Annotated in this window: 24 protein-coding genes; 6 read left to right on the top strand and 18 right to left on the bottom strand. The window is 39.3% G+C overall.

Annotation, left to right across the window (positions count from 1 at the left end; all coding sequences use genetic code 11):
* Positions 1-152: 152 nt before the first annotated feature.
* The 10 genes from AC59HZ_RS13965 to AC59HZ_RS13920 form a co-directional block, all read right to left on the bottom strand.
* Positions 153-944 (bottom strand): IclR family transcriptional regulator, encoded by a 792-nt coding sequence (locus AC59HZ_RS13965; RefSeq protein ID WP_496546415.1) that lies wholly within the window; start codon positions 942-944, stop codon positions 153-155.
* Positions 945-1,021: 77 nt separating this feature from the next.
* Positions 1,022-1,822 (bottom strand): alpha/beta fold hydrolase, encoded by an 801-nt coding sequence (locus AC59HZ_RS13960; protein ID WP_496546414.1) that lies wholly within the window; start codon positions 1,820-1,822, stop codon positions 1,022-1,024.
* A 177-nt stretch (positions 1,823-1,999) separates the two neighbouring features.
* Positions 2,000-3,277, bottom strand: a complete 1,278-nt coding sequence (locus AC59HZ_RS13955; RefSeq protein ID WP_496546413.1) for an FtsW/RodA/SpoVE family cell cycle protein — start codon at positions 3,275-3,277, stop codon at positions 2,000-2,002.
* 7 nt (positions 3,278-3,284) lie between these two features.
* Positions 3,285-3,695 carry a PadR family transcriptional regulator gene (locus tag AC59HZ_RS13950; protein WP_496546412.1) on the bottom strand — a complete coding sequence of 137 codons (411 nt, stop codon included), beginning with the start codon at positions 3,693-3,695 and terminating at the stop codon, positions 3,285-3,287.
* Positions 3,696-3,697: 2 nt separating this feature from the next.
* Positions 3,698-4,231, bottom strand: a complete 534-nt coding sequence (locus AC59HZ_RS13945) for a sigma-70 family RNA polymerase sigma factor (RefSeq protein ID WP_496546411.1) — start codon at positions 4,229-4,231, stop codon at positions 3,698-3,700.
* A 171-nt stretch (positions 4,232-4,402) separates the two neighbouring features.
* Positions 4,403-4,939, bottom strand: a complete 537-nt coding sequence (locus AC59HZ_RS13940) for a GNAT family N-acetyltransferase (protein ID WP_496546410.1) — start codon at positions 4,937-4,939, stop codon at positions 4,403-4,405.
* A 66-nt stretch (positions 4,940-5,005) separates the two neighbouring features.
* Complete coding sequence (locus AC59HZ_RS13935) at positions 5,006-5,374, bottom strand: Gp49 family protein (RefSeq protein ID WP_289987836.1); 369 nt, start codon at positions 5,372-5,374, stop codon at positions 5,006-5,008.
* 153 nt (positions 5,375-5,527) lie between these two features.
* Complete coding sequence (locus AC59HZ_RS13930; RefSeq protein WP_496546409.1) at positions 5,528-5,980, bottom strand: GNAT family N-acetyltransferase; 453 nt, start codon at positions 5,978-5,980, stop codon at positions 5,528-5,530.
* A 50-nt stretch (positions 5,981-6,030) separates the two neighbouring features.
* The gene (locus tag AC59HZ_RS13925) at positions 6,031-6,258 is read right to left on the bottom strand and encodes a hypothetical protein (protein ID WP_496546408.1); all 228 of its coding nucleotides are present in this window, start codon (positions 6,256-6,258) and stop codon (positions 6,031-6,033) included.
* 56 nt (positions 6,259-6,314) lie between these two features.
* Positions 6,315-6,695, bottom strand: a complete 381-nt coding sequence (locus AC59HZ_RS13920) for a MazG nucleotide pyrophosphohydrolase domain-containing protein (protein WP_496546407.1) — start codon at positions 6,693-6,695, stop codon at positions 6,315-6,317.
* Between the two features lie 126 nt (positions 6,696-6,821).
* On the opposite strand from AC59HZ_RS13920, the gene AC59HZ_RS13915 reads away from it, so the two are divergent.
* From AC59HZ_RS13915 to AC59HZ_RS13900, 4 genes are all read left to right on the top strand, one after another.
* Positions 6,822-6,956: a hypothetical protein gene (locus AC59HZ_RS13915; RefSeq protein WP_430061738.1), complete on the top strand. Its 135-nt coding sequence runs from the start codon at positions 6,822-6,824 to the stop codon at positions 6,954-6,956.
* 110 nt (positions 6,957-7,066) lie between these two features.
* On the top strand, positions 7,067-7,408 hold the full coding sequence (locus tag AC59HZ_RS13910) for a DUF3889 domain-containing protein (protein WP_496546406.1): 342 nt from the start codon (positions 7,067-7,069) through the stop codon (positions 7,406-7,408).
* 1 nt (position 7,409) lies between these two features.
* On the top strand, positions 7,410-7,805 hold the full coding sequence (locus AC59HZ_RS13905) for a secondary thiamine-phosphate synthase enzyme YjbQ (protein WP_496546405.1): 396 nt from the start codon (positions 7,410-7,412) through the stop codon (positions 7,803-7,805).
* 167 nt (positions 7,806-7,972) lie between these two features.
* The gene (locus AC59HZ_RS13900) at positions 7,973-8,296 is read left to right on the top strand and encodes a BC1872 family protein (protein ID WP_496546404.1); all 324 of its coding nucleotides are present in this window, start codon (positions 7,973-7,975) and stop codon (positions 8,294-8,296) included.
* 244 nt (positions 8,297-8,540) lie between these two features.
* Here AC59HZ_RS13900 and AC59HZ_RS13895 read toward each other — a convergent pair whose 3' ends face one another.
* The 3 genes from AC59HZ_RS13895 to AC59HZ_RS13885 are packed head-to-tail and all read right to left on the bottom strand — an operon-like array spanning position 8,541 to position 10,234.
* On the bottom strand, positions 8,541-9,209 hold the full coding sequence (locus tag AC59HZ_RS13895) for an alpha/beta family hydrolase (RefSeq protein WP_496546403.1): 669 nt from the start codon (positions 9,207-9,209) through the stop codon (positions 8,541-8,543).
* A gap of 12 nt (positions 9,210-9,221) precedes the next feature.
* A complete protein-coding gene (locus AC59HZ_RS13890; RefSeq protein ID WP_496546402.1) occupies positions 9,222-9,929 on the bottom strand; it encodes an MOSC domain-containing protein in 708 nt (235 codons plus the stop codon).
* 2 nt (positions 9,930-9,931) lie between these two features.
* Positions 9,932-10,234 (bottom strand): antibiotic biosynthesis monooxygenase family protein, encoded by a 303-nt coding sequence (locus AC59HZ_RS13885; protein ID WP_496546401.1) that lies wholly within the window; start codon positions 10,232-10,234, stop codon positions 9,932-9,934.
* Between the two features lie 131 nt (positions 10,235-10,365).
* Between AC59HZ_RS13885 and AC59HZ_RS13880 the strand changes: the two genes are divergently transcribed.
* Complete coding sequence (locus AC59HZ_RS13880) at positions 10,366-11,184, top strand: GDSL-type esterase/lipase family protein (protein ID WP_496546400.1); 819 nt, start codon at positions 10,366-10,368, stop codon at positions 11,182-11,184.
* Positions 11,185-11,303: 119 nt separating this feature from the next.
* A complete protein-coding gene (locus AC59HZ_RS13875) occupies positions 11,304-11,663 on the top strand; it encodes a hypothetical protein (protein ID WP_496546399.1) in 360 nt (119 codons plus the stop codon).
* An 8-nt stretch (positions 11,664-11,671) separates the two neighbouring features.
* Here AC59HZ_RS13875 and AC59HZ_RS13870 read toward each other — a convergent pair whose 3' ends face one another.
* From AC59HZ_RS13870 to AC59HZ_RS13850, 5 genes are all read right to left on the bottom strand, one after another.
* Positions 11,672-12,373 (bottom strand): CAP domain-containing protein, encoded by a 702-nt coding sequence (locus tag AC59HZ_RS13870; protein ID WP_496546398.1) that lies wholly within the window; start codon positions 12,371-12,373, stop codon positions 11,672-11,674.
* Positions 12,374-12,719: 346 nt separating this feature from the next.
* Complete coding sequence (locus AC59HZ_RS13865) at positions 12,720-13,598, bottom strand: ROK family protein (RefSeq protein ID WP_496546397.1); 879 nt, start codon at positions 13,596-13,598, stop codon at positions 12,720-12,722.
* A gap of 332 nt (positions 13,599-13,930) precedes the next feature.
* Positions 13,931-14,797, bottom strand: coding sequence for an N-acetylneuraminate lyase (locus tag AC59HZ_RS13860; RefSeq protein WP_496546396.1), 867 nt, complete (start codon positions 14,795-14,797; stop codon positions 13,931-13,933).
* Positions 14,798-14,811: 14 nt separating this feature from the next.
* The gene (locus tag AC59HZ_RS13855; protein WP_496546395.1) at positions 14,812-15,504 is read right to left on the bottom strand and encodes an N-acetylmannosamine-6-phosphate 2-epimerase; all 693 of its coding nucleotides are present in this window, start codon (positions 15,502-15,504) and stop codon (positions 14,812-14,814) included.
* A 59-nt stretch (positions 15,505-15,563) separates the two neighbouring features.
* On the bottom strand, positions 15,564-18,032 hold the full coding sequence (locus tag AC59HZ_RS13850; protein WP_496546394.1) for an exo-alpha-sialidase: 2,469 nt from the start codon (positions 18,030-18,032) through the stop codon (positions 15,564-15,566).
* Positions 18,033-18,057 lie beyond the last annotated feature (25 nt).

The following is an 18,057-nucleotide window of genomic DNA, read 5'->3' as shown; positions in this document are numbered from 1 at the left end:
ACACGGTTTCCTACTAAGTTTATTTTAAAATTTTGAGAAAATTGTGTCAACAAAAAATGTGAATTTTGTTTTACAATTTAAAAAACGTTTTATATACGAAACATAAAATTAGATTTGGATAATAAAAAAGCTTGCGAAATTTCGCAAGCCTTTTAGTTTATTTTGGCGTGGTAACCCATAAAGCCTGATAGTTGTTCCGAGACTTCAAGCACTTTTGGCAACGCAATTTTTTCAATAAATTCACTATTGAATGTTTTTTCGGTTGCAACGACATTGATCGCAGCCATGACTTGACCTGTGCGTTCAAAGATAGGAGCAGCTACCGATTGAATTCCATGGTGAAATTCACCCTTTGTAATCGCATATCCCTCTTTCCGAATTGTCGCTAATTCCTGTTGAAATTCCAAGAAATCAGTTTGCGTTCTTTCTGTATATGGTTGTAAATTAGAGCCAAATACTATTTGGTTTAATCGGTCTTGAGGCTGAAAGGCGAGCTGCACTTTTCCATTAGCAATCGCATGTGCGGGCAGTCTCAGCCCTATATTCACGTTCACCGCCGAAACACCTCTCACAGGTGCGCTCCCAACATAGACAACTTCATTACCATCCAAGATCGATAAATGACAAGACGCCCCTGTTTCATCCCTTAATCTTTCTAAATAGGGCTGAGCAATTTCAGGGAGCTTTAATGTACTTAAATAGGCAAATCCTAATTCGAGCACCTTTGGGGTTAGACTATAGCGTTTAGTATGCTCATCCTGATACAGATATCCTAGTGTTTGGAGCGTATACAATAATCGGAACGGAACCGTCCTGCTGACATCCAGTTCTTTCGCGATTTCAACCAGGGATAAAGTGGGGCGCTCCTCACTAAATAGCTTTAAAATTTCCAATCCCCTCACCAAGGCATTGGCATTATAACGTTCCTTTTCTTCTTTTGCCATAAGCGTTTCACCATCTCATTGTTATTAATTACTATTCTACAATTTTACCAAATATTAAGCAAAGCCTCTGGGGACTTTTAGTGGGTCACGACTGAATTTAGGAAATTCAGGATGATTGAATTAAAACGAATGGGATCTTCTTGATAACACAAATGACCGGTCTCAGGTATGGTAACGAATTTTGAATCCTTTATGAACTCGTGAAAAATCTGAGACTCACTTATGGGTGTTACTCTATCTAATTCACCGCAGATAACAAGAGTTGGAGCAGAGATAGAAGCTAGAATATCCATTTGATTTAAATGAAATAGAGAATACGCAACAGAGCGGAATCCCATCGGCCTGATTTGCGAATAGATTCTTTCTGCTTCTTTCTTAATTTCAGGATCCGGGTTTGGGGAAAGAAGTTCCTTTACTCTTAGTGCTGCAAGTTCTTTCGGCTCCATTGATTCAATGTTATTCAATCGATTTTTCAATTTCCGGTCATTCTCTTCTTCACTCAAGGCAGCTGCCCCTCTTGTCGCATCAGAAATAATTAATGCATCCACCATTTCCGGAAAACGATAACAAAAATCAAGGGCAATGGCCGAGCCCATAGAATGTCCCAGCAGCGTAACAGATTCATAGTTTAAATTTTCGATAAATCCTTTCAAAACATCTGCAAATTGTCTAAATTCCCTTAATTCCTCTTTTGGATCAGAACTCTTTCCATAACCGGGGGCATCCCACGCAATCACCGTATATTGCTTCGATAAGCCCTTTAATTGTTTTTTCCACGATTGAGAATTGTTTCCCATTCCATGTAAAATAATTAATGGAGCACCATCGCCTTCGATTTCATAATGAATTTGTAAATCTCCTACTTGTAAAAAAGCCATATTCTCCCTCCTTATGTTTTATAAGTGAAACATCGTTTTATATTTTACATATTAAAACAATTACAAGATAAGTCAACAGAATTTTTAGAAAGTTATTAGATTTTCCATAAAAGGTTCACAAAAATAAATAAGGCATGCAAGCTGTGCACGCCCTTTTATGAATCATGAAATATGATCTTATACGAATCCTTGATTCGATGTAATATCTTTTCTGCGATACACACTTAACACCACACCAATTAAGATTGCATTTAGCAGCGTGGGCATTAATCCATAGCTTATGAATGGCAAAGACATAGTAATCAAAGGAACCAAGCCCAATGACATTCCGACATTAGTCGCCAGCTGTACGGTATAAAGAGCAACCGCCCCAATCAAAAGCAATTTGCCAAAGGGATCTTTGATTTTGTACATAACCACAATGATTCTTGCAACGAATAGGGATAAGATAGCCACCAGTGCAATAGCGAAAAGCCAGCCATAATAGTAAGTGAAACTTACAAAAACAAAATTGGTATGGGCCTCAGGGATAAAAAATTGTTTGTACATATGGTTTCCGAACCAGCCCGCTTTTGACAGCAGATCCTTAGCATGCAATATTAAATAACCCGGACCATCTGAATATTTTTCAGGGTTCAAAAACGCAAGGAATCTAACTAACTGATAATCCCTAAGCGTATTCCATAAGATGACGCCTAGTAGCAGGAGGGAACTGAACGAAAACGCCCAGATGAATAGAACTGTTTTTCGGCTAAATGTGCTCCACCAAAGCATCACAAAAACCATGACGGTATAAATATAGGCGTTTGAAACACTTGGGAGAGCCAAGAAGAAAAACAATGGAATAAGTAACAAAATTCCAAACTGCCAAACCTTCAATCTATTGTTACTCAAAAATGAAGCCCAGCCAAGAAAGAAAAACGGTACTGCCATGAGGCTTTCAATCGTGATAGGAGGAATTCTTAAAAGCGGCAGCCCATTGACCGTCGTATTTGAAAAAAACCTTAACAGCAAAAGAATCAGCATACCAATGGCGTAAAACACCCATCCATGCCTTTTCCACTTCCGATAATCAATCAGCATGATTCCTAAAGCAGCCGTACCACTGATAAGAGCAATGATAATCTTAAAGGTTGAAAAATGCCTTTCATTCATATATCCAAGAGAGAACATTGGTAAAAATCCAAGACCCAAAGTGGTAACGAACAAGATTACCAGCAGCCAATCAACCTTAGGCCGATGGAGCTTATTGAGCTGTTGTCCTAATTTAACCGGACTTCCCATCTGCTCAACCGCTTTTTCTTCAGCCTCTGATTCTGAAAGTCCCTGCTCAATCCAGACTTTTTTTGTTTCCTTCAAATGATAACTTAATTCCTTGGCAACAAATTTCTGTGCTTCCTTGGACTTGATTTGATCGGTGACTTCATTTAAAAAGATATGTTTAATATTCTTCACTTTGGCCTCACCACTCTAATAGTTCTTTTAAAACAAACTGTTTCTTTGACTTCTTCTTTTCAGCTTTCTTTAGCGCTATTCTGCCTTTATCCGTCAGCTGATAATATTTGGCTTCTGTTTCAAGGCTCCAGCTTGATAGTAAATAACCGATTTGTTCCAATCGATGCAATAGCGTATATAAAAACCCCTCATTTTCTTCGAACTTTTGAATGCTCCTTCCCCTAAGAAGCTTCGTTAATTCAAAACCTGTTCTATCCTGAGTAAGCAGCTGCATGACTGCTAAAAGAATCATTTCTTCACTTTCATCTTGTCGGTTGATTTTTTCAAGAATGTCTTTTCGATGCTCTTCAGTGAAGTTCAACTCAGAAAATGCCGTCCGATCCATTACTTTTTTTAAATTCCTCAATCTATTTTCCATTTTCAACCCTCCAATTGTGCCTTCAGCAATTCTTTTGCACGTCTGAGCCTAGTTTTCACGGTGTTATCACCGACTTCGGTTAAATGGGCAATTTCTTTGATTGGCAGTTCCTCGTAATAATAGAGATAGATGGCTTCCCTATATTTGATTGGCAGCTTCATGATGGCTGCAATCAGTTGATCATCCTCTTCTTTTTGGATAACCGTTTGCTCGACCGATTCTTTTTCTGTCGTATTGTTTATCGGTTCTTCCTCGGTGATGACAACGTTCTTGTTGTACCAGCTTTTCAGAAAGTCCTTGCAATGGTTAATGGCAATCCGCCATAACCAGGTTCTTAGTTTTGCTTTACCGCTATATGTATGAAGACCTTGATAACATTTAACAAATATATCTTGAGTCAAGTCCTCCGCAATGGCTCGATTATTCACGTAGGAAAAAACAAGCTTCAGGACCTCCTGGCCATACCTATTCATAATTTCATCTATAAGTGCTTCCTTATCTTCTGTATCTAACATTTCCAAAGTTAATTCTTCCACGGATCCGTCCCTCCTTCTTAAACTATAGACGATATACTCCCTGCAGAAGTTCTTAAATTCTATTAAATAATTAAAAAACGTCAGGTTATACCTAACGTTTTAACTGACTTCTTTTCTTAAAAAAATCCCATTTTCAAGTCGAAAATGGGACTTTGGTTTAACCCGTTTGCTTTAATCATTCGGATTGATAATCGCTAATACCTGATGGTCTTCCCATCTTCCGTTTATCTTTACATTTTTGATGGCAATTCCCTCTTTGTGAAAGCCGGATTTCTCCAGCACACGAATGGATCCAATATTATGGGGCATAGCCCCCGCTTCAATTCTGTGCAATTTTAATTCATTAAATGCATAATCGACCAAAAGCTGCACTGCTTCAGTCGTATAGCCTTTACCATTTTGCTTTTGATCTAAAAAATAACCAATAAAGGCACTTTGGAGAGAGAAACGCCAAACTTGAAAAAGATTAATGGTGCCGATTAATGTCCCATCATTTTTAAAAATGCCAAAATGATAGGCTAGATCGTTTTGACGATCTTCTTCATATTGCTTAATTCTTCTAATCTGAGAATCTAATGTATAAAACTTATCTTGACGGTCCATTGAAAATTTTTCAAAGAAACTACGGTTTTCAAGAAGTACACCTAATAATTCTTCCGCATCTTCTGTTGAAAAAGGTCTTATGTAAATATTTTCAGCGATAAGCATAAAATCTTCCTTTCCCTCTAAAAACTGCGATACCCCGTATCGAAGTATCGCAGCTTATACATTCTATTATACTAAAAACGCTCCAAGGGCTACCATTGCCTTTTTTAGCGCCTGCTCATAGGCTTTATCTTTACCAACCACTGCACGAAAATCTTTTACATCACGCACTGTTGACCGTCCTTCTATCTCGTAGCCATTATTAAAAATAAGCAGACAGATGGTTGATTTATCGCTCATCCGGTGAAACTTTTTCTCGACGATCATTTCTTCCAATTTTTCGAGCTTATCGTCCTTAATCGAATGTGTCCGGGAATATGGGATTACGATATGATCATAAATGTGGTGATTCTTACAGGTTACAAACAGAATATTTTCGCCTTTATGCTCTACGTGATTGATTTCTCCACATTTTGGGCAAATACTATCTATGAACATAATTTTCGCTCTCCCCTTAAATAATTTTTTTACAGGATAAAAACGTTATTGGCTAGCCTGCTGTGTTCTTTTATATATTTCAATTTCATAAAAAAAATACCTTCCAACATGGGAAGGTACGCTAAATTTAATCTTATTTTAATGTTTTCTAATTTAATTTTTAAAATAGTAATAGCGGAATTCCTCATCGAGCTTAAAGCCTTGTTTTTCCCAAAATTCCCATGCCTTCTGATTAATATGTTCGACCGAAAGTTCAATACCTTTCGACTTAGTTAGCGTGCTAAATTCCTTCACTTTGGCAAAAAGCTGCTTTCCCACTCCTTGTTGGCGATAAGCTTCAGTGATGAAAAAATCATTTAACAGCCATACACGCTGTAGGGATAAGGAAGAAAAAACAGGGTAAAGCTGCGCAAACCCAATGACCTCACCCTCCCGCTCTACGATAAAGATGACGGATTCCAAGTGTTCAAATCTTTCAAACAGAAAATTTTCAACTTTCATCGGATTTCTTTGCTGGTTAAAATACTCACGATAAGAATCAAAAATTGGAACTATTTTATTCAAATCCTGTATAGTGGCTTGTCTAATATTTAGGTTGTCATTCATTGCTGAATCCTCTTTTCATTCCCCACCTTTAATAAAATCTAGCCATGTGGCTAGATTTTATTTTTTACATCTTCTCTTATTGATTCAATCATTTGGTCTGATAAATTGGCTGGCAGCGAGTTACCCTCCTTAAAAACCCAGGCATTCACGATTTCAAGATCTTCCTTTTTAAAAGTAATGCTGTAAACTTGTTTCTCATATGTAATTTCCGCGGTGACAAATTCCTCATTGTAAAAATCATCATCAATAATCAAATTGGTTATTTCATAAGGCTTCACGAGTAATCTCCTTTTATCTTTTATGAATATAGGGTTAGCCTTATATGATTGATTATTCACTTGGTTTTGACAATATCCTTATTCTTGCGGTTCCTGACTTCTTCCATCTTGGCATAAAAACTTTCCTCTGCATCGATTCCGAAAAAATTGTAAAACTTGAGCATATAAGCTAGGCAATCGGCTAACTCTTTCCCCAAATCTTCTTTAATCTGTTCCTTTGCCAGTTCAAAAGCCTTTTCTTCCGGTATTCCTTCTTTGACGTATGAAGCAGTCATGTTAAATGCCTTCCTGAGCTCTTCCGCTACTTCTGCAACTTCCGTTGTCAAAAGCATGTAATTATTTAAAAGAGAAGCCCTGCTTTTTTCAAAGTTCTCCTCGCTAATTTCCCATCCCATTTCTTTTTGGTACCGTTTTGAGAAAGTTTGAATATCCTTCATACAAAAATCCCCCCCCCTGGTTTCATCATTAACTTTATTTAATCAGACGAGGGGCAAGTATTTCAAATTCCTTGGATACATATTTAGACTAAATTTGGATAGGTTATAGGATGGAGGATGGTGACTATGAAAAAGGAAAATAAGCTGCAAAATACAAGTCAGACTAATACCAAAAGTAATCAAAGTCAGGCAGGCCAGACTGTAAATCAAAATGACAATATCAAAGATTATAACAGAGCATGGGAAGATGACCGTCTTTAATACCGTCATCTTCCCTTTATTTGTTTCAAAGTGACCACGTTACAATAACCCATATTTACATAAACTTTTGTGTTAAAAGCCATAATAAAAACAAAAAAGAGGGTAATTTTATGAAAAAGATTCTAATTAGTTTAATTGTCTTAACGGCCCTTTTCTCTGAAGGTGTGAACCCGCTCATATCTTCCAGTAGAGCTGCTGCACAACATAAACCCATTCCACCTTATGCAAAATGGGGTGTTATGGCAATGGAGAAAACCCATGAGAGGTATCCAAACGCAAATATCGTGGATTATCTTCATATTGGCAGAGTTACCGGTACAAAGACCTCAACCGAAAAATTCAAATTATGGTTAAAAGAAAATACAAGGGAATTCGGTGTATTCATAGATATTGAATTTAATAATGAAACACAGAAGGTCATTAAAATAACATTCAGGGAGTCATCAAGATAAAATGCTTAAGAAATTCTCTTTAAAGACAAACCAACGTGATCAAATGATTGAAGTTACGCAGCAAGTTCAAGATTTAATAAAGGAAATGAACATCCAAGAAGGTGCCGTGGTTGTTTATTGCCCTCATACAACTGCTGGAATAACGATTAATGAAAACGCCGATCCTGATGTGAAACGCGACATGATTCGCCGCTTCGACGAAGTGTATCCCTGGAATAATAAACTCGATCGCCATATGGAAGGCAATACCGCTGCGCATATGAAAGCCAGTACGGTAGGGTCATCGCAGCATGTCATTGTAACAGATGGACGTTTGCTCTTAGGGACGTGGCAAGGAATATATTTCTGTGAGTTTGATGGCCCCCGGAATCGGACCTTTTGTGTGAAGGTTCACTAAAACAAACTCATTCGTTCCAATCCTCCAGATTCCACAAACGTCCTATTCACAAATAGAAAAATTTTCAAAAAAATACGATAAAATAGTAGTTGATCCCCTCTTACTGTTATATAATATAAATAATTAAATTAAACTGTTATATAATAAAAGAAATGAGGGAAAAGGATATGAATAAAACAGACTCAATTGCTCGGAGAATACTAGGTTGGAAGTTAAATAGATGGGACCGATGGTATGATTATGAAAAAAATCTATTCATTCATGATTCTGAATTTCAACCAGAACATAACCTTGAACATGCAATGATCATTGTAGAAAGACTGGGGACGTTTGGGTACACCTATACAACAAATGGTCATTCAGAGGTCAGCTTTAATGAAGTCCATGCAACTGGCGACACGTTATCACAAGCAATTACAAATGCTGCCTACTCCATCATTGAAAAACACTCATCAGTTGACAGCTCAAGTTTATGGCAACAAATGTGCTAAAAACCCAATACAAAAATGACAAATGAAAAAGAACCTGGAATCTCCAAGTTCTTTTTTTCTTGTTGGCTCTGTTAAAGAGCATTATTGATTTTTAACACTACTGATTGGAGCGGAAGGCGCGAAGACTCCTGCGGGAGTACGGAGCAAGGGAGACCCCGCAGGCGCCAAAGCGCCGTTATGAGGATGTCGAGCATGTCAGGCTCACAAAAGATTTTTTAAATAATCCTCTGAGAACTACTCGTTACTAGAATTTATTTCTGATAATAAATTCTTGGATGCAAGTAATTACTTCATTTGCAGCATTAATCGTGGCGGTAATATCTCCGGCGATTTCTAAACTATGGTCAGCTTTAGGAATCACCACGGTGTTCACAAGCTCGTTATTTTTCAATGAAGCAATTTTCTCCTCGATATAGTGATGATCATAATCCCCTATAACACAAAGAGACGGACGCTCCGTTTTCACTATGGCACAGTAAACAGTATCCACCTTTAGCAAAGGTGTTAACCAGATTCCCAACGCATTGGGAAAGAGATTTTTCTGTGTCCATTCCATCGCCATTGGAATCGTCCCAATGGATTTACTCAACAGAAACAATTGTTCATAGTGGGTGTCCCTCAGAACTTCCTTGATAACAGCCTTAACATCTTCATACATCCAAAGCTCTTGTTCCGCCTCGTCGTGCTTTTTGAAGTGTTCATTTTTTGCAAAGGTATAATTGATATGGAGAACATCCACGTTATTGTTTAAACACATACTTGTTGCATAATAAAATATCGGTCTGTCAGTTGAATATCCTAGCCCCGGAAGCATGATACAAATGTTTTTACTAGTTTGTTCATGCCGAATCCAAGTATAGGGAATGGATGAATGTTCGTTTCTCACCACTTGGTCTGCTCTAATTTGATACATACCATTCCCCTCTTATTCATTCGGTCCGAAAACACGGCTCCGGATGTCAGTTGCCTCGCCCTTTTCCAGTCGTTTCTCTAAGTTGGACCTCATGCTTGGGGCAAGCAATTCACATTGAGCCAGTTCACGCATTTCTGTAAAATTTTGTTCCTTCCCGTGGAGGATTTGATTGCATTTCGCTATCGTCCATTGAGGAAATGGACGGTCAATTAAGGAAAAAGGTTGCCCTGCCTCCACTAGACCCTCTTTAATAACGCGAAAATACCAGCCGGTTTTTCCTGTGTTTTGCATGAGGAGCGCGAGGTTTTTTATATTAAAACGGCGGGCAGGCTTCCAGCACGGCTGTCTTGGCTGTGATACTTGGACAACAGCCTCGCCAATTTGAAAGGTATCTCCAATCGCAATCGTTTCTTCATTTATAGTTGCCATAAGGAAATTTTCACCCATGCCGCCTGGTAATACTTGCGTAAAGCCCTGTTCCTTTTGCCAATATGTATAATTTTCTAATGAATAACCTAACACTGCCTTTTCCGGACCGCCATGGTGCTCTTGGTCTCCTTGTCCATCACCCGTTAGATTTGTTTTCCCAACCATAATTGGTCCTTCTACAGGCTCTTTAAAAATTGCACTTGTCCACTCACGTTCCATAGGGTTCGCTGCCTCTTTACTTCCGACCGTTATTGGCAAACCCACAAAAACTGATTTTAATAGACTGCCCATTGTCAGTTCCCCCTTAGATTTACTTTTTCAAAATGTTCAACCGTTGGAAATGGGTCATAAAAGTGGTGCAAAAGCTTTTTCCATTCCTGATATTCCTTTGATTGCCTGAATCCAACCGTATGATCCTCTAAAGTTTCCCACTTTACCAACAGCAGGTATTTTCCGTCTGTTTCGATACAGCGTTGTAATTCGTGAGACTGGTAGCCATTCATGGATGAAATAATGGTGGAGGCCTTTCGAAAAACTTCTTCAAATTCTTGTTCCATCCCCTGTTTAACCTGCAGCATAGCCGCCTCTAATATCATTTTCTCTCCCCCTAAATATGATAAATTTTGGTAATCTAAGTCTATCATACGCTGCCCCTTAATTGGAAACCAACAACTAGGTATTTTTAAGGTTAATCTTGATATAATGGTATATTCAAGGAGTGATTTTTTTGAAATTAATAAAATACCTTTTGATATGTGTACTTTTTATTGGTGTTGGGGTCGGGGCATGGCTTTATTACCCACAATATCAAATCCATAAAATGAAAAAACAAACCGTTGAAGCTAGTAAAGATGATTCGGCTGTTTCGTATTTAGATTATTTTCGGGATTCTAACTCTGATCAAATAAATCATCTTGCGCTTGGTGATTCTATCATCCGCGGAGTGGGAGCTGGGGAGAATGAAAATCTCGTTTCACAATTCTCTAGCAAGCTGGAAAAGCAAATTCATAAACCAATTGTCTTTCAAAATGAAGGTATAAATGGAATTACAAGCGGGGAATTAGTTGCACTTGTTCAAGAGGGCCGGTTTGATGAAGAAATTAAAAAGGCTAACATCGTGACAATCAATGTTGGCGGAAATGACGTTCTTAGGATGGCAAAGGGACAAAACTTCCAAAACGTCTTCCAATCGTTTAGTCAACTAGAAACTTCCTTTTCAAAAAATTTGTCTGGCATTGCTGATAGAATTAACATGCTAAATCCTGACGCTACAATCGTCTTTTTAGAATTGTATAATCCATTGTCTCCTGATAGCGATATGTATTCTTTGGCGGACAAATTGCTTCCAAAATGGAATCTACAAATTTATCAGGTTGCTAATCATTATTCTTCATCTATGGTGGTGGAAACGACTCAGGCTATTAACGGGGAAAAGCTGCAAAATTTATCACCTGATGGGGTTCATCCGAATTCGGCTGGTTATACGGCCATATCAGAGCTTATGATCGATCAGTTTAAGCACCAATATCGAAAAGAACCAGTATAAAACCAAAGGAAAAGCTCCTTTGGTTTTTTTAATATTCTTACATCACGAATTTGAGCATATATTGTATTACATTGCATTCACCTGCTTTATAACGGAAAAGATAAAAGGTGGGTTTCATCATGAAATGCAAAATACATCGGTGTAATTGTCGAAAGGTATGGTCGGTTCAAAATAGAAAGACAAAAACCATTGCTAATACCTTACTTTTGAATGGGGAATGGTTTGCAGAATTAAAGCCTGAGAGAAAGTGTAACCCAAAAGGATTTGTGATAGCCAATAAAATCCAAGATATCATTTTCAACCCTGATTATGAACTAGTGAATCAATTTCACAAGGTTGCAAACCTAATTTACGACAAAGAAAATGTGGATTTTAATATTATTGAAGGGAAATATTTATACTTTGCGGAAGATGGCTCCTGCTATATATTAAAAAAAATTGGCTGCCGGCATAGCCGGCAACCCGAAACAGCCACTTAGGCTGTTTTTTATTTTCCAATAAACTCCTGTGTCCAGTAATTTCCTTGTGACACATACCCTACACCAATATAGTTGTAGTTTGGACTTAAAATATTTTTTCGGTGTCCTTCACTATTCATCCAGGCATTCACAACTTCTTCTGGAGTCCGCTGCCCCATGGCAATGTTTTCACCTGCATAACGGTAGGTAATACCGTATTTTTTCATCATATCAAATGGCGAACCGTATGTTGGGCTTGTATGGCTGAAATAACCATTAGCTGACATATCGCGTGATTTTTCATGGGCCATTTTGCTAAGTGTTACATCCACCTTAAGCGCAGGCAGACCGTTTTTTGCCCGTTCTTGGTTGGTAAGATCCACTACTTTTTGTTCATATGCATTTAAGGTACTGGTTGTTTGGGTTGTGGCTGGTGGTGTTGTCTGCTGTTGTACTGGTTTCGGTGCCGGAGTCTGGGTAGACTGCTGAGTTTGAACCGTTTGATTGCTTGGTGCCTGAACCTGCTGTTTTTGAGTTAATGTGATTCCAAAGCTGGCAAGATATTTTTCTATTATGCTATTAATCTCGTTCATATTGTAGCCTTGAAAAACATGTACCGCCTCTTGTGTTGTTGCGGTATTTGATGCTGCGTGTGCCTTATTTAGTACTGGATTGGCTAAAGCTAAAGCCGCTGCTGCAGCCACAGTAAGAATTGCCTTTTTCTTAAACATGATAAAATCCTCCTGTTATGAGAAATTGCCTTTCATTAGCAAACTCATCATAACATGCGATTTTTGTAATATTTTAGGGAGGATTTTACAGGTATTCCCCACAAACTATTTCTTAAGTTTATTTTAATATTTACTCTATTAATTATTTGAAAATCTCCCAGAAATTATAATAAAAATGAGGGTTGACAGCCTTCAATACGGCGGGGGTTTATGACAAACATTTCAGAAAAATATCTATGCTTACAACAAAGTGACTGTGCTGAAGGGACGTTCATTTACCGTTAAGTAGAAAAATACGTTCTCTCGGGCAATGAAAGTCTAGCTCCCTCTCATCGATAAGCAAAATCTAGTTTAAAAATCCATAAACCGCTCCCAGCATCCCCGCATCGTTCCCACATTTGGCTGTTGTAATGATCGTCGAATCCATAAATCCTTTCGGTAAATACAAGATCATCTTTTCCTTAATTCTGTTACTTAAATATTCCTTTTGCAGCGAGACCCCGCCTCCTATAATCACAAGACCAGGGTCCATTACGCAAACGATATCTGCTAGTCCTTTTGCCACCTCTTCAATCCAACGGTCTAAAATGGAATCGTATGCCTCTTCCCCCGATTTGGCCCTTTCAAAAATGTGCTCCCCGGTTAGATCGTTTATTTGAAAGTGTTGACGAGCAGCATGAACGAGGGCAGAAGTGGCCGCTCTTTTTTCAAAAATCAAGTTGCTTTCTAGCATTTTCCCCATATACCCGATTTCAGCTGCTTTAAAGTTTTTTCCCATGTATAGCTTTTTGTCGATCACAATGGCGCCGCCAATTCCCGTTCCAAGGGTGATGCAAAAATACGTTTTAATCCCTTTTGCCGCCCCTGCCCAGCCTTCTCCAAGGGCAGCCGCATTGACGTCATTTAGAACGATCACCGGCACTCGAAATTCCACTAATAGCTTTTTGAAATTGGTGCCAGCATAGCCTGGTATCGTATCCCCGGCATAAATGACTTCGCCTTTTTCTGGGTCAACGACACCCGCTGTACTAATTCCAATGCCTGAAATAACATATTCTGTGAGCATGAGCTTCTCTACAATACTCTTTACTTTTATTACTAGGTTTTCTATTCCCTTTATAACGTTTGTGTTAGTTTTGGATTTTATAACTACTTCTCCTAATTCATTCACAATCCCATATTTAATGTCTGTTCCGCCAATATCTAAGGCGATAAAGTATCTCATGAAATGCACCCCTATTAAAAAAAGATTGCCCAAAAGCTTCAAAACAACTTTTAGAACAATCTGTGGTTGGTTTTACGAGTCTGAATTCCTCGTTCGTTCACCGTTTCGGTCACCTAGAACCCAGCTACATGACTGGAACCTCGACTTTTCCACTTTTTCAGTCACATAAAACCTGGCTACGTGACCGGAACCTCGACTTTTCCACTTTTTCAGTCACATAAAACCTGGCTACGTGACTGGAACCACGACTTTTCCACCGTTTCGGTCACCTAGAACACGGCTACGTGACCGAAACCCCTGCTCCATCTCTATTTCGGGCACGTAGAGCAACTTTAAAGATATTTACGAGCAATCTCTTTCGCAACGGCTGACTTTTCTTCCGATAACCGCTTCATCGGCTCACGGCAAAATCCGGCATTGACGCCTCTGTCTTTTAAAATCTCTTTAATCGTTTGATAAAGACCATTGTGTAAAATATCTGTGATTAAATCATTGGTGACATGTTGTAGCTGCAATGCTTCACCAATTTCGCCCTGTCTCGCATATTCAAGTATTTGCTTAGCTCTCTGGCCATTTACATTAAACGTACTGCCAATTGCACCGTCTACACCCAAAACTACAGCGGAAAGAAGCATTTCATCAAATCCTGCGTAAATCAGCTTCTCTGGGAAGGTTTTTCTCATTCTTTCCAAAAGATAGAAGTCGCCAGCGGTAAACTTCACACCGATGATTTTTTCATTTTCAAACAGCTCCGCAAACTGCTCAAGACTGATATTTACTCCGGTTAAAAACGGAATGGAGTAAATGATCATCTTATTATCAACAGACTCTAAAATACTATTATAGTAGTGTTTGATTTCCTGAAAATCGAACTTATAATAAAACGGAGTAACAGCCGAGAGGGCATTGTAGCCAAGCTCGGTCGCAAAACGCGCAAGTTCAATTGATTCCTTTAGATTAATCGATCCTACCTGCGCAATTAATGGAACATCTTCCTTCACTTCATCCTTCGTAATACGAAAAACTTCCTTTTTCTCGTCAGTTGAAAGCATAAAGTTCTCCCCAGTGCTTCCATTTACATAAAGTCCATCGACTTTACAAACATCAAGGTTGTAGCGAATAATCTCTCTTAAACCCTTTTCATCGATCTGCCCTTTTTCATCATATGACACCATTAATGCCGAAATAATTCCCTTCACTTTAACACTTCCCCTTATTCATTTTGCAAGCCAGTAACAAATCGTTTTGTAATTTCCATTGGCCTCGTGATGGCAGAGCCGACTATGCAAGAATGTGCTCCTGCCCTCATTGCCTTCACAGTATCTTCCACACAGGCATAACCTCCTTCTGCCATTACAGGAACCAGTAAATCCTCTGATAATCTATTTACTAATTCAATATTCGGCATAGGGCTATCGCTTGTATCTTCCGTATAACCTGATAGAGTAGTAGCAACTAAATCAAACCCTAGCTCACCTGCCCGGATTCCTTCCTCATAGGTTGAAATATCGGCCATTAAGATGGCATCGGGATGTTTCTCTCTTATTTCCTGATAAAATTGTTCCAATGTTTTTTGTTTTGGTCTTAAGCGATTGGTCGCATCCAAAGCAACAATTTCAGCTCCGGCATTGAGGACTTCTTCTACTTCGTCCAATGTAGGGGTGATATAAATCGGACTATCCTTATAATCTCTTTTGACAATTCCAATAACGGGAAGATCTACTTCCTTTTTGATTTCAACAATATCTGAATATGTATTTGCTCTAATTCCTGCTGCGCCACCCATTTTAGCCGCTAGTGCCATCCTGGACATGATATATGAGCTGTAGAGCGGCTCATGTTCCAAAGCCTGGCAGGAAACGATAAGTCCTCCGCGCAAATTAGCCAACAATGTGTTTTTATCCATCTGCCCATCCCCTAAGCCAAAGTAATTTTATTAGCTCCTTCCGAAAAAGGAGCCAACATTTATTTATTTTTCAAATACAAAATACTTTCCAATAGAATATTGGCACAATTAGAATCAATCTTTTTCCCGGCCTGTGCCTTTACTTCATTTTCTAGTGCTTTCAATCCATTTTGATCATCGTCATTACTAGCCTGAACATGCTGAATCTTCACCGATAAACTATTCAAAATCCCTTCATGGGTAATCCAGCCCTTTTCTTTAGAAATGGCTAGGAGTTCATCAAGATGGTCACGATCAAATTCCACATGCAAAACCATTGTTTGCATACTTTCATTTCCAGCTACATCGAACGCTGTCACATTTAGTGTATGATTTCCTGCAGACAAGGCTAAAGGGTCAAGTTGAACGGGGTTTTTTACTGCTTTACCGTCTAAGGTAATTTGAACCTCCTCCACACCACTAATAGGGTCTGTAACATGAACTGGAATGTTTATTTCATCCGTCTGCATGACTGTCATCGATTCAGGCAAATCAATCGCTGGCCCAGTCAAATCCTCGTGGGTAACATCGTAAAGTGAAAATGAAGTAAACATAATCGAACCTGAATTGTCCTCATATAACAAACCGATTTTCCCATCTGGCAGGACCGTTAAACTGGAATAGGCATAGCTGCCCGGTTTCACCAGCTTGGAATATTTCCATGTTTCTCCGCCATCCTCACTAACGCGAACCGTCCCGTTTGCCCTGGCAGCTGTACTAGCCGGATTGGACCAAATGACGCGTTTTTTCCCATCACCTAGGTCAGGATAATTGATGATGCTAGACTGACAATAAGGATCGAGCAATGTTTGATCAAATGTTACTTCTCCCCAGGTTTCTCCGCCATCCGAGCTTTGGGCAGCGGCCGCTCGGCCTTTCCCGGAAGTGTTTCTCATATATAATTTCAAGTCGCCATTTTCAAGTTCAATTACTTGGGATTCCGTCAATTGAGCATTCGATACATTTAGCGTTTTAGATTGGATTTCATTCCCCTGCCAAGTTCTGCTGTCGTTCGGCGATTCACCGCGTTTCCACGTCTTTCCGTTGTCATCACTATAAACGACCGCACTGGATTGCATACCGCTTGTATTTGTATAGTAAATAGGAAAAACTAATCTCCCTTTATGCGCGCCTTTTGTCAGCTGAATCCCATTGCCAGGGCCGGTGCCAATGAATTTCATCCACGATTCTTTAACCTGACTGTTTAAGTCAATTGGTTCTGACCAAGTAAGACCGTCGTCATCACTTTTAATAATTTGCAGGAAAGCCGTTCTTGCTTCAAGCAGGCTCTCGTTTGGATCCAAGCCTTTTTTCGAATAAATATTTCCGCGTTGTTCTCCATTTAAAACTACATCACCGTTAGCGGCTACAGTATAGTCAGTTTTTACACCGCTTTTATCGTACACTTCCCCGTTTTCCCGGAGGGAGTATTCATTTCCATCCTTATCGTACAGGCTTCGATAGCCATTGGCGTCAAATCCCACTCCCGGTTGTGCACTTCCAAAGCCGATTCCTCCAGGAAAATGGTCAACCAAAAGCCAAATGGTTCCGGTCTGTTTATCCTGAAGCATCGAAGAGTCGATCGTGGAAGCCCCATTGCCGCCTGAACCAGGGTAATCAATAATGACATCCAAGTCACTCCATGTCTTGCCGCCATCAGTACTTCGGCGAATGCCGGTATCGATATTATTAGGGCTGTCAGCAATACTGCTGTTCCTTACGTCAGCCGCTGCAAGAATCGTTCCTTGTTGAGTCGTAACTATCGAAGGAATTCGATAGGCCGCCGAACCGGCCATGCCTGGCTCAAAAAGCGGGATTGCAGCAGGAATGTCTGAATAATGCGGATTTCCGCTTAGTTGAATAACCTCTTCCACGGTTAAGGCTTGGTCATATACTTTCACCGCTTCAATATCGCCATTGTAATACCATTCTCCACTGGCCTTATTATCGAGATTTCGGCCAATGTACATCGCATTCATGCTAGTAACATTGGTGAAAAATGCCCTCGAAGGATGATTAACCATTAAATATCCATCTACGTAAAATTTCGTTCCTGTACTATCAACTGTAATGACCGCTGTATGCCATTTTCCGTCATTATAGTCTCCGCCGGCCGTGATTTGTGTGGCATAAAGTCCATTTTCACGGTTTTCAAAGTACAAGCTTGAGCCGTTTACACTTAACGTGATATTGCTCGAAGCATCTTTTGAGTCAGAAGCACTTAAAATGGCTTTCGCTGCAGCATTGCTTGTTGTTTTAAACTTGGCGACGATCGAACCTTGAGTCAGCCCTGCCACCTTTTGGAGATCTGCCGTTTTGTCTACATAATCACTTGTGCCATTAAAGCTCTGGTTGACCGAATAATCAAGAACAGATGCGGCATCCGCCTCCGCTCGATTTACATGGATCCATGGGCTAAGGGAAAAAACCATCACAAAAGCTAAAAACAAGTTAAATAGACTTTTCGACTGAAAGAATAAACTAGTCATTCGAATCTCCTTTTTTATTAAACTT

The sequence above is a fragment of the Neobacillus sp. DZ-9 genome (assembly GCF_059587065.1).
Note: the sequence above shows the minus strand (reverse complement) of the source record. Positions and strands in the feature narration are given on the sequence as shown.

Coding starts and splice junctions, on each gene's coding strand:
- AC59HZ_RS13895 (WP_496546403.1), bottom strand. CDS start 9,209: ATGTATCAAATTAGAGCAGACCAAGTGGTGAGAAACGAACATTCATCC.
- AC59HZ_RS13920 (WP_496546407.1), bottom strand. CDS start 6,695: ATGAAGGATATTCAAACTTTCTCAAAACGGTACCAAAAAGAAATGGGA.
- AC59HZ_RS13940 (WP_496546410.1), bottom strand. CDS start 4,939: ATGCTTATCGCTGAAAATATTTACATAAGACCTTTTTCAACAGAAGAT.
- AC59HZ_RS13960 (WP_496546414.1), bottom strand. CDS start 1,822: ATGGCTTTTTTACAAGTAGGAGATTTACAAATTCATTATGAAATCGAA.
- AC59HZ_RS13875 (WP_496546399.1), top strand. CDS start 11,304: ATGAAATGCAAAATACATCGGTGTAATTGTCGAAAGGTATGGTCGGTT.
- AC59HZ_RS13930 (WP_496546409.1), bottom strand. CDS start 5,980: ATGAATGACAACCTAAATATTAGACAAGCCACTATACAGGATTTGAAT.
- AC59HZ_RS13915 (WP_430061738.1), top strand. CDS start 6,822: ATGAAAAAGGAAAATAAGCTGCAAAATACAAGTCAGACTAATACCAAA.
- AC59HZ_RS13865 (WP_496546397.1), bottom strand. CDS start 13,598: ATGAGATACTTTATCGCCTTAGATATTGGCGGAACAGACATTAAATAT.
- AC59HZ_RS13950 (WP_496546412.1), bottom strand. CDS start 3,695: ATGGAAAATAGATTGAGGAATTTAAAAAAAGTAATGGATCGGACGGCA.
- AC59HZ_RS13905 (WP_496546405.1), top strand. CDS start 7,410: ATGCTTAAGAAATTCTCTTTAAAGACAAACCAACGTGATCAAATGATT.
- AC59HZ_RS13890 (WP_496546402.1), bottom strand. CDS start 9,929: ATGGGCAGTCTATTAAAATCAGTTTTTGTGGGTTTGCCAATAACGGTC.
- AC59HZ_RS13965 (WP_496546415.1), bottom strand. CDS start 944: ATGGCAAAAGAAGAAAAGGAACGTTATAATGCCAATGCCTTGGTGAGG.
- AC59HZ_RS13870 (WP_496546398.1), bottom strand. CDS start 12,373: ATGTTTAAGAAAAAGGCAATTCTTACTGTGGCTGCAGCAGCGGCTTTA.
- AC59HZ_RS13910 (WP_496546406.1), top strand. CDS start 7,067: ATGAAAAAGATTCTAATTAGTTTAATTGTCTTAACGGCCCTTTTCTCT.
- AC59HZ_RS13935 (WP_289987836.1), bottom strand. CDS start 5,374: ATGTTCATAGATAGTATTTGCCCAAAATGTGGAGAAATCAATCACGTA.
- AC59HZ_RS13900 (WP_496546404.1), top strand. CDS start 7,973: ATGAATAAAACAGACTCAATTGCTCGGAGAATACTAGGTTGGAAGTTA.
- AC59HZ_RS13855 (WP_496546395.1), bottom strand. CDS start 15,504: ATGGATAAAAACACATTGTTGGCTAATTTGCGCGGAGGACTTATCGTT.
- AC59HZ_RS13850 (WP_496546394.1), bottom strand. CDS start 18,032: ATGACTAGTTTATTCTTTCAGTCGAAAAGTCTATTTAACTTGTTTTTA.
- AC59HZ_RS13885 (WP_496546401.1), bottom strand. CDS start 10,234: ATGATATTAGAGGCGGCTATGCTGCAGGTTAAACAGGGGATGGAACAA.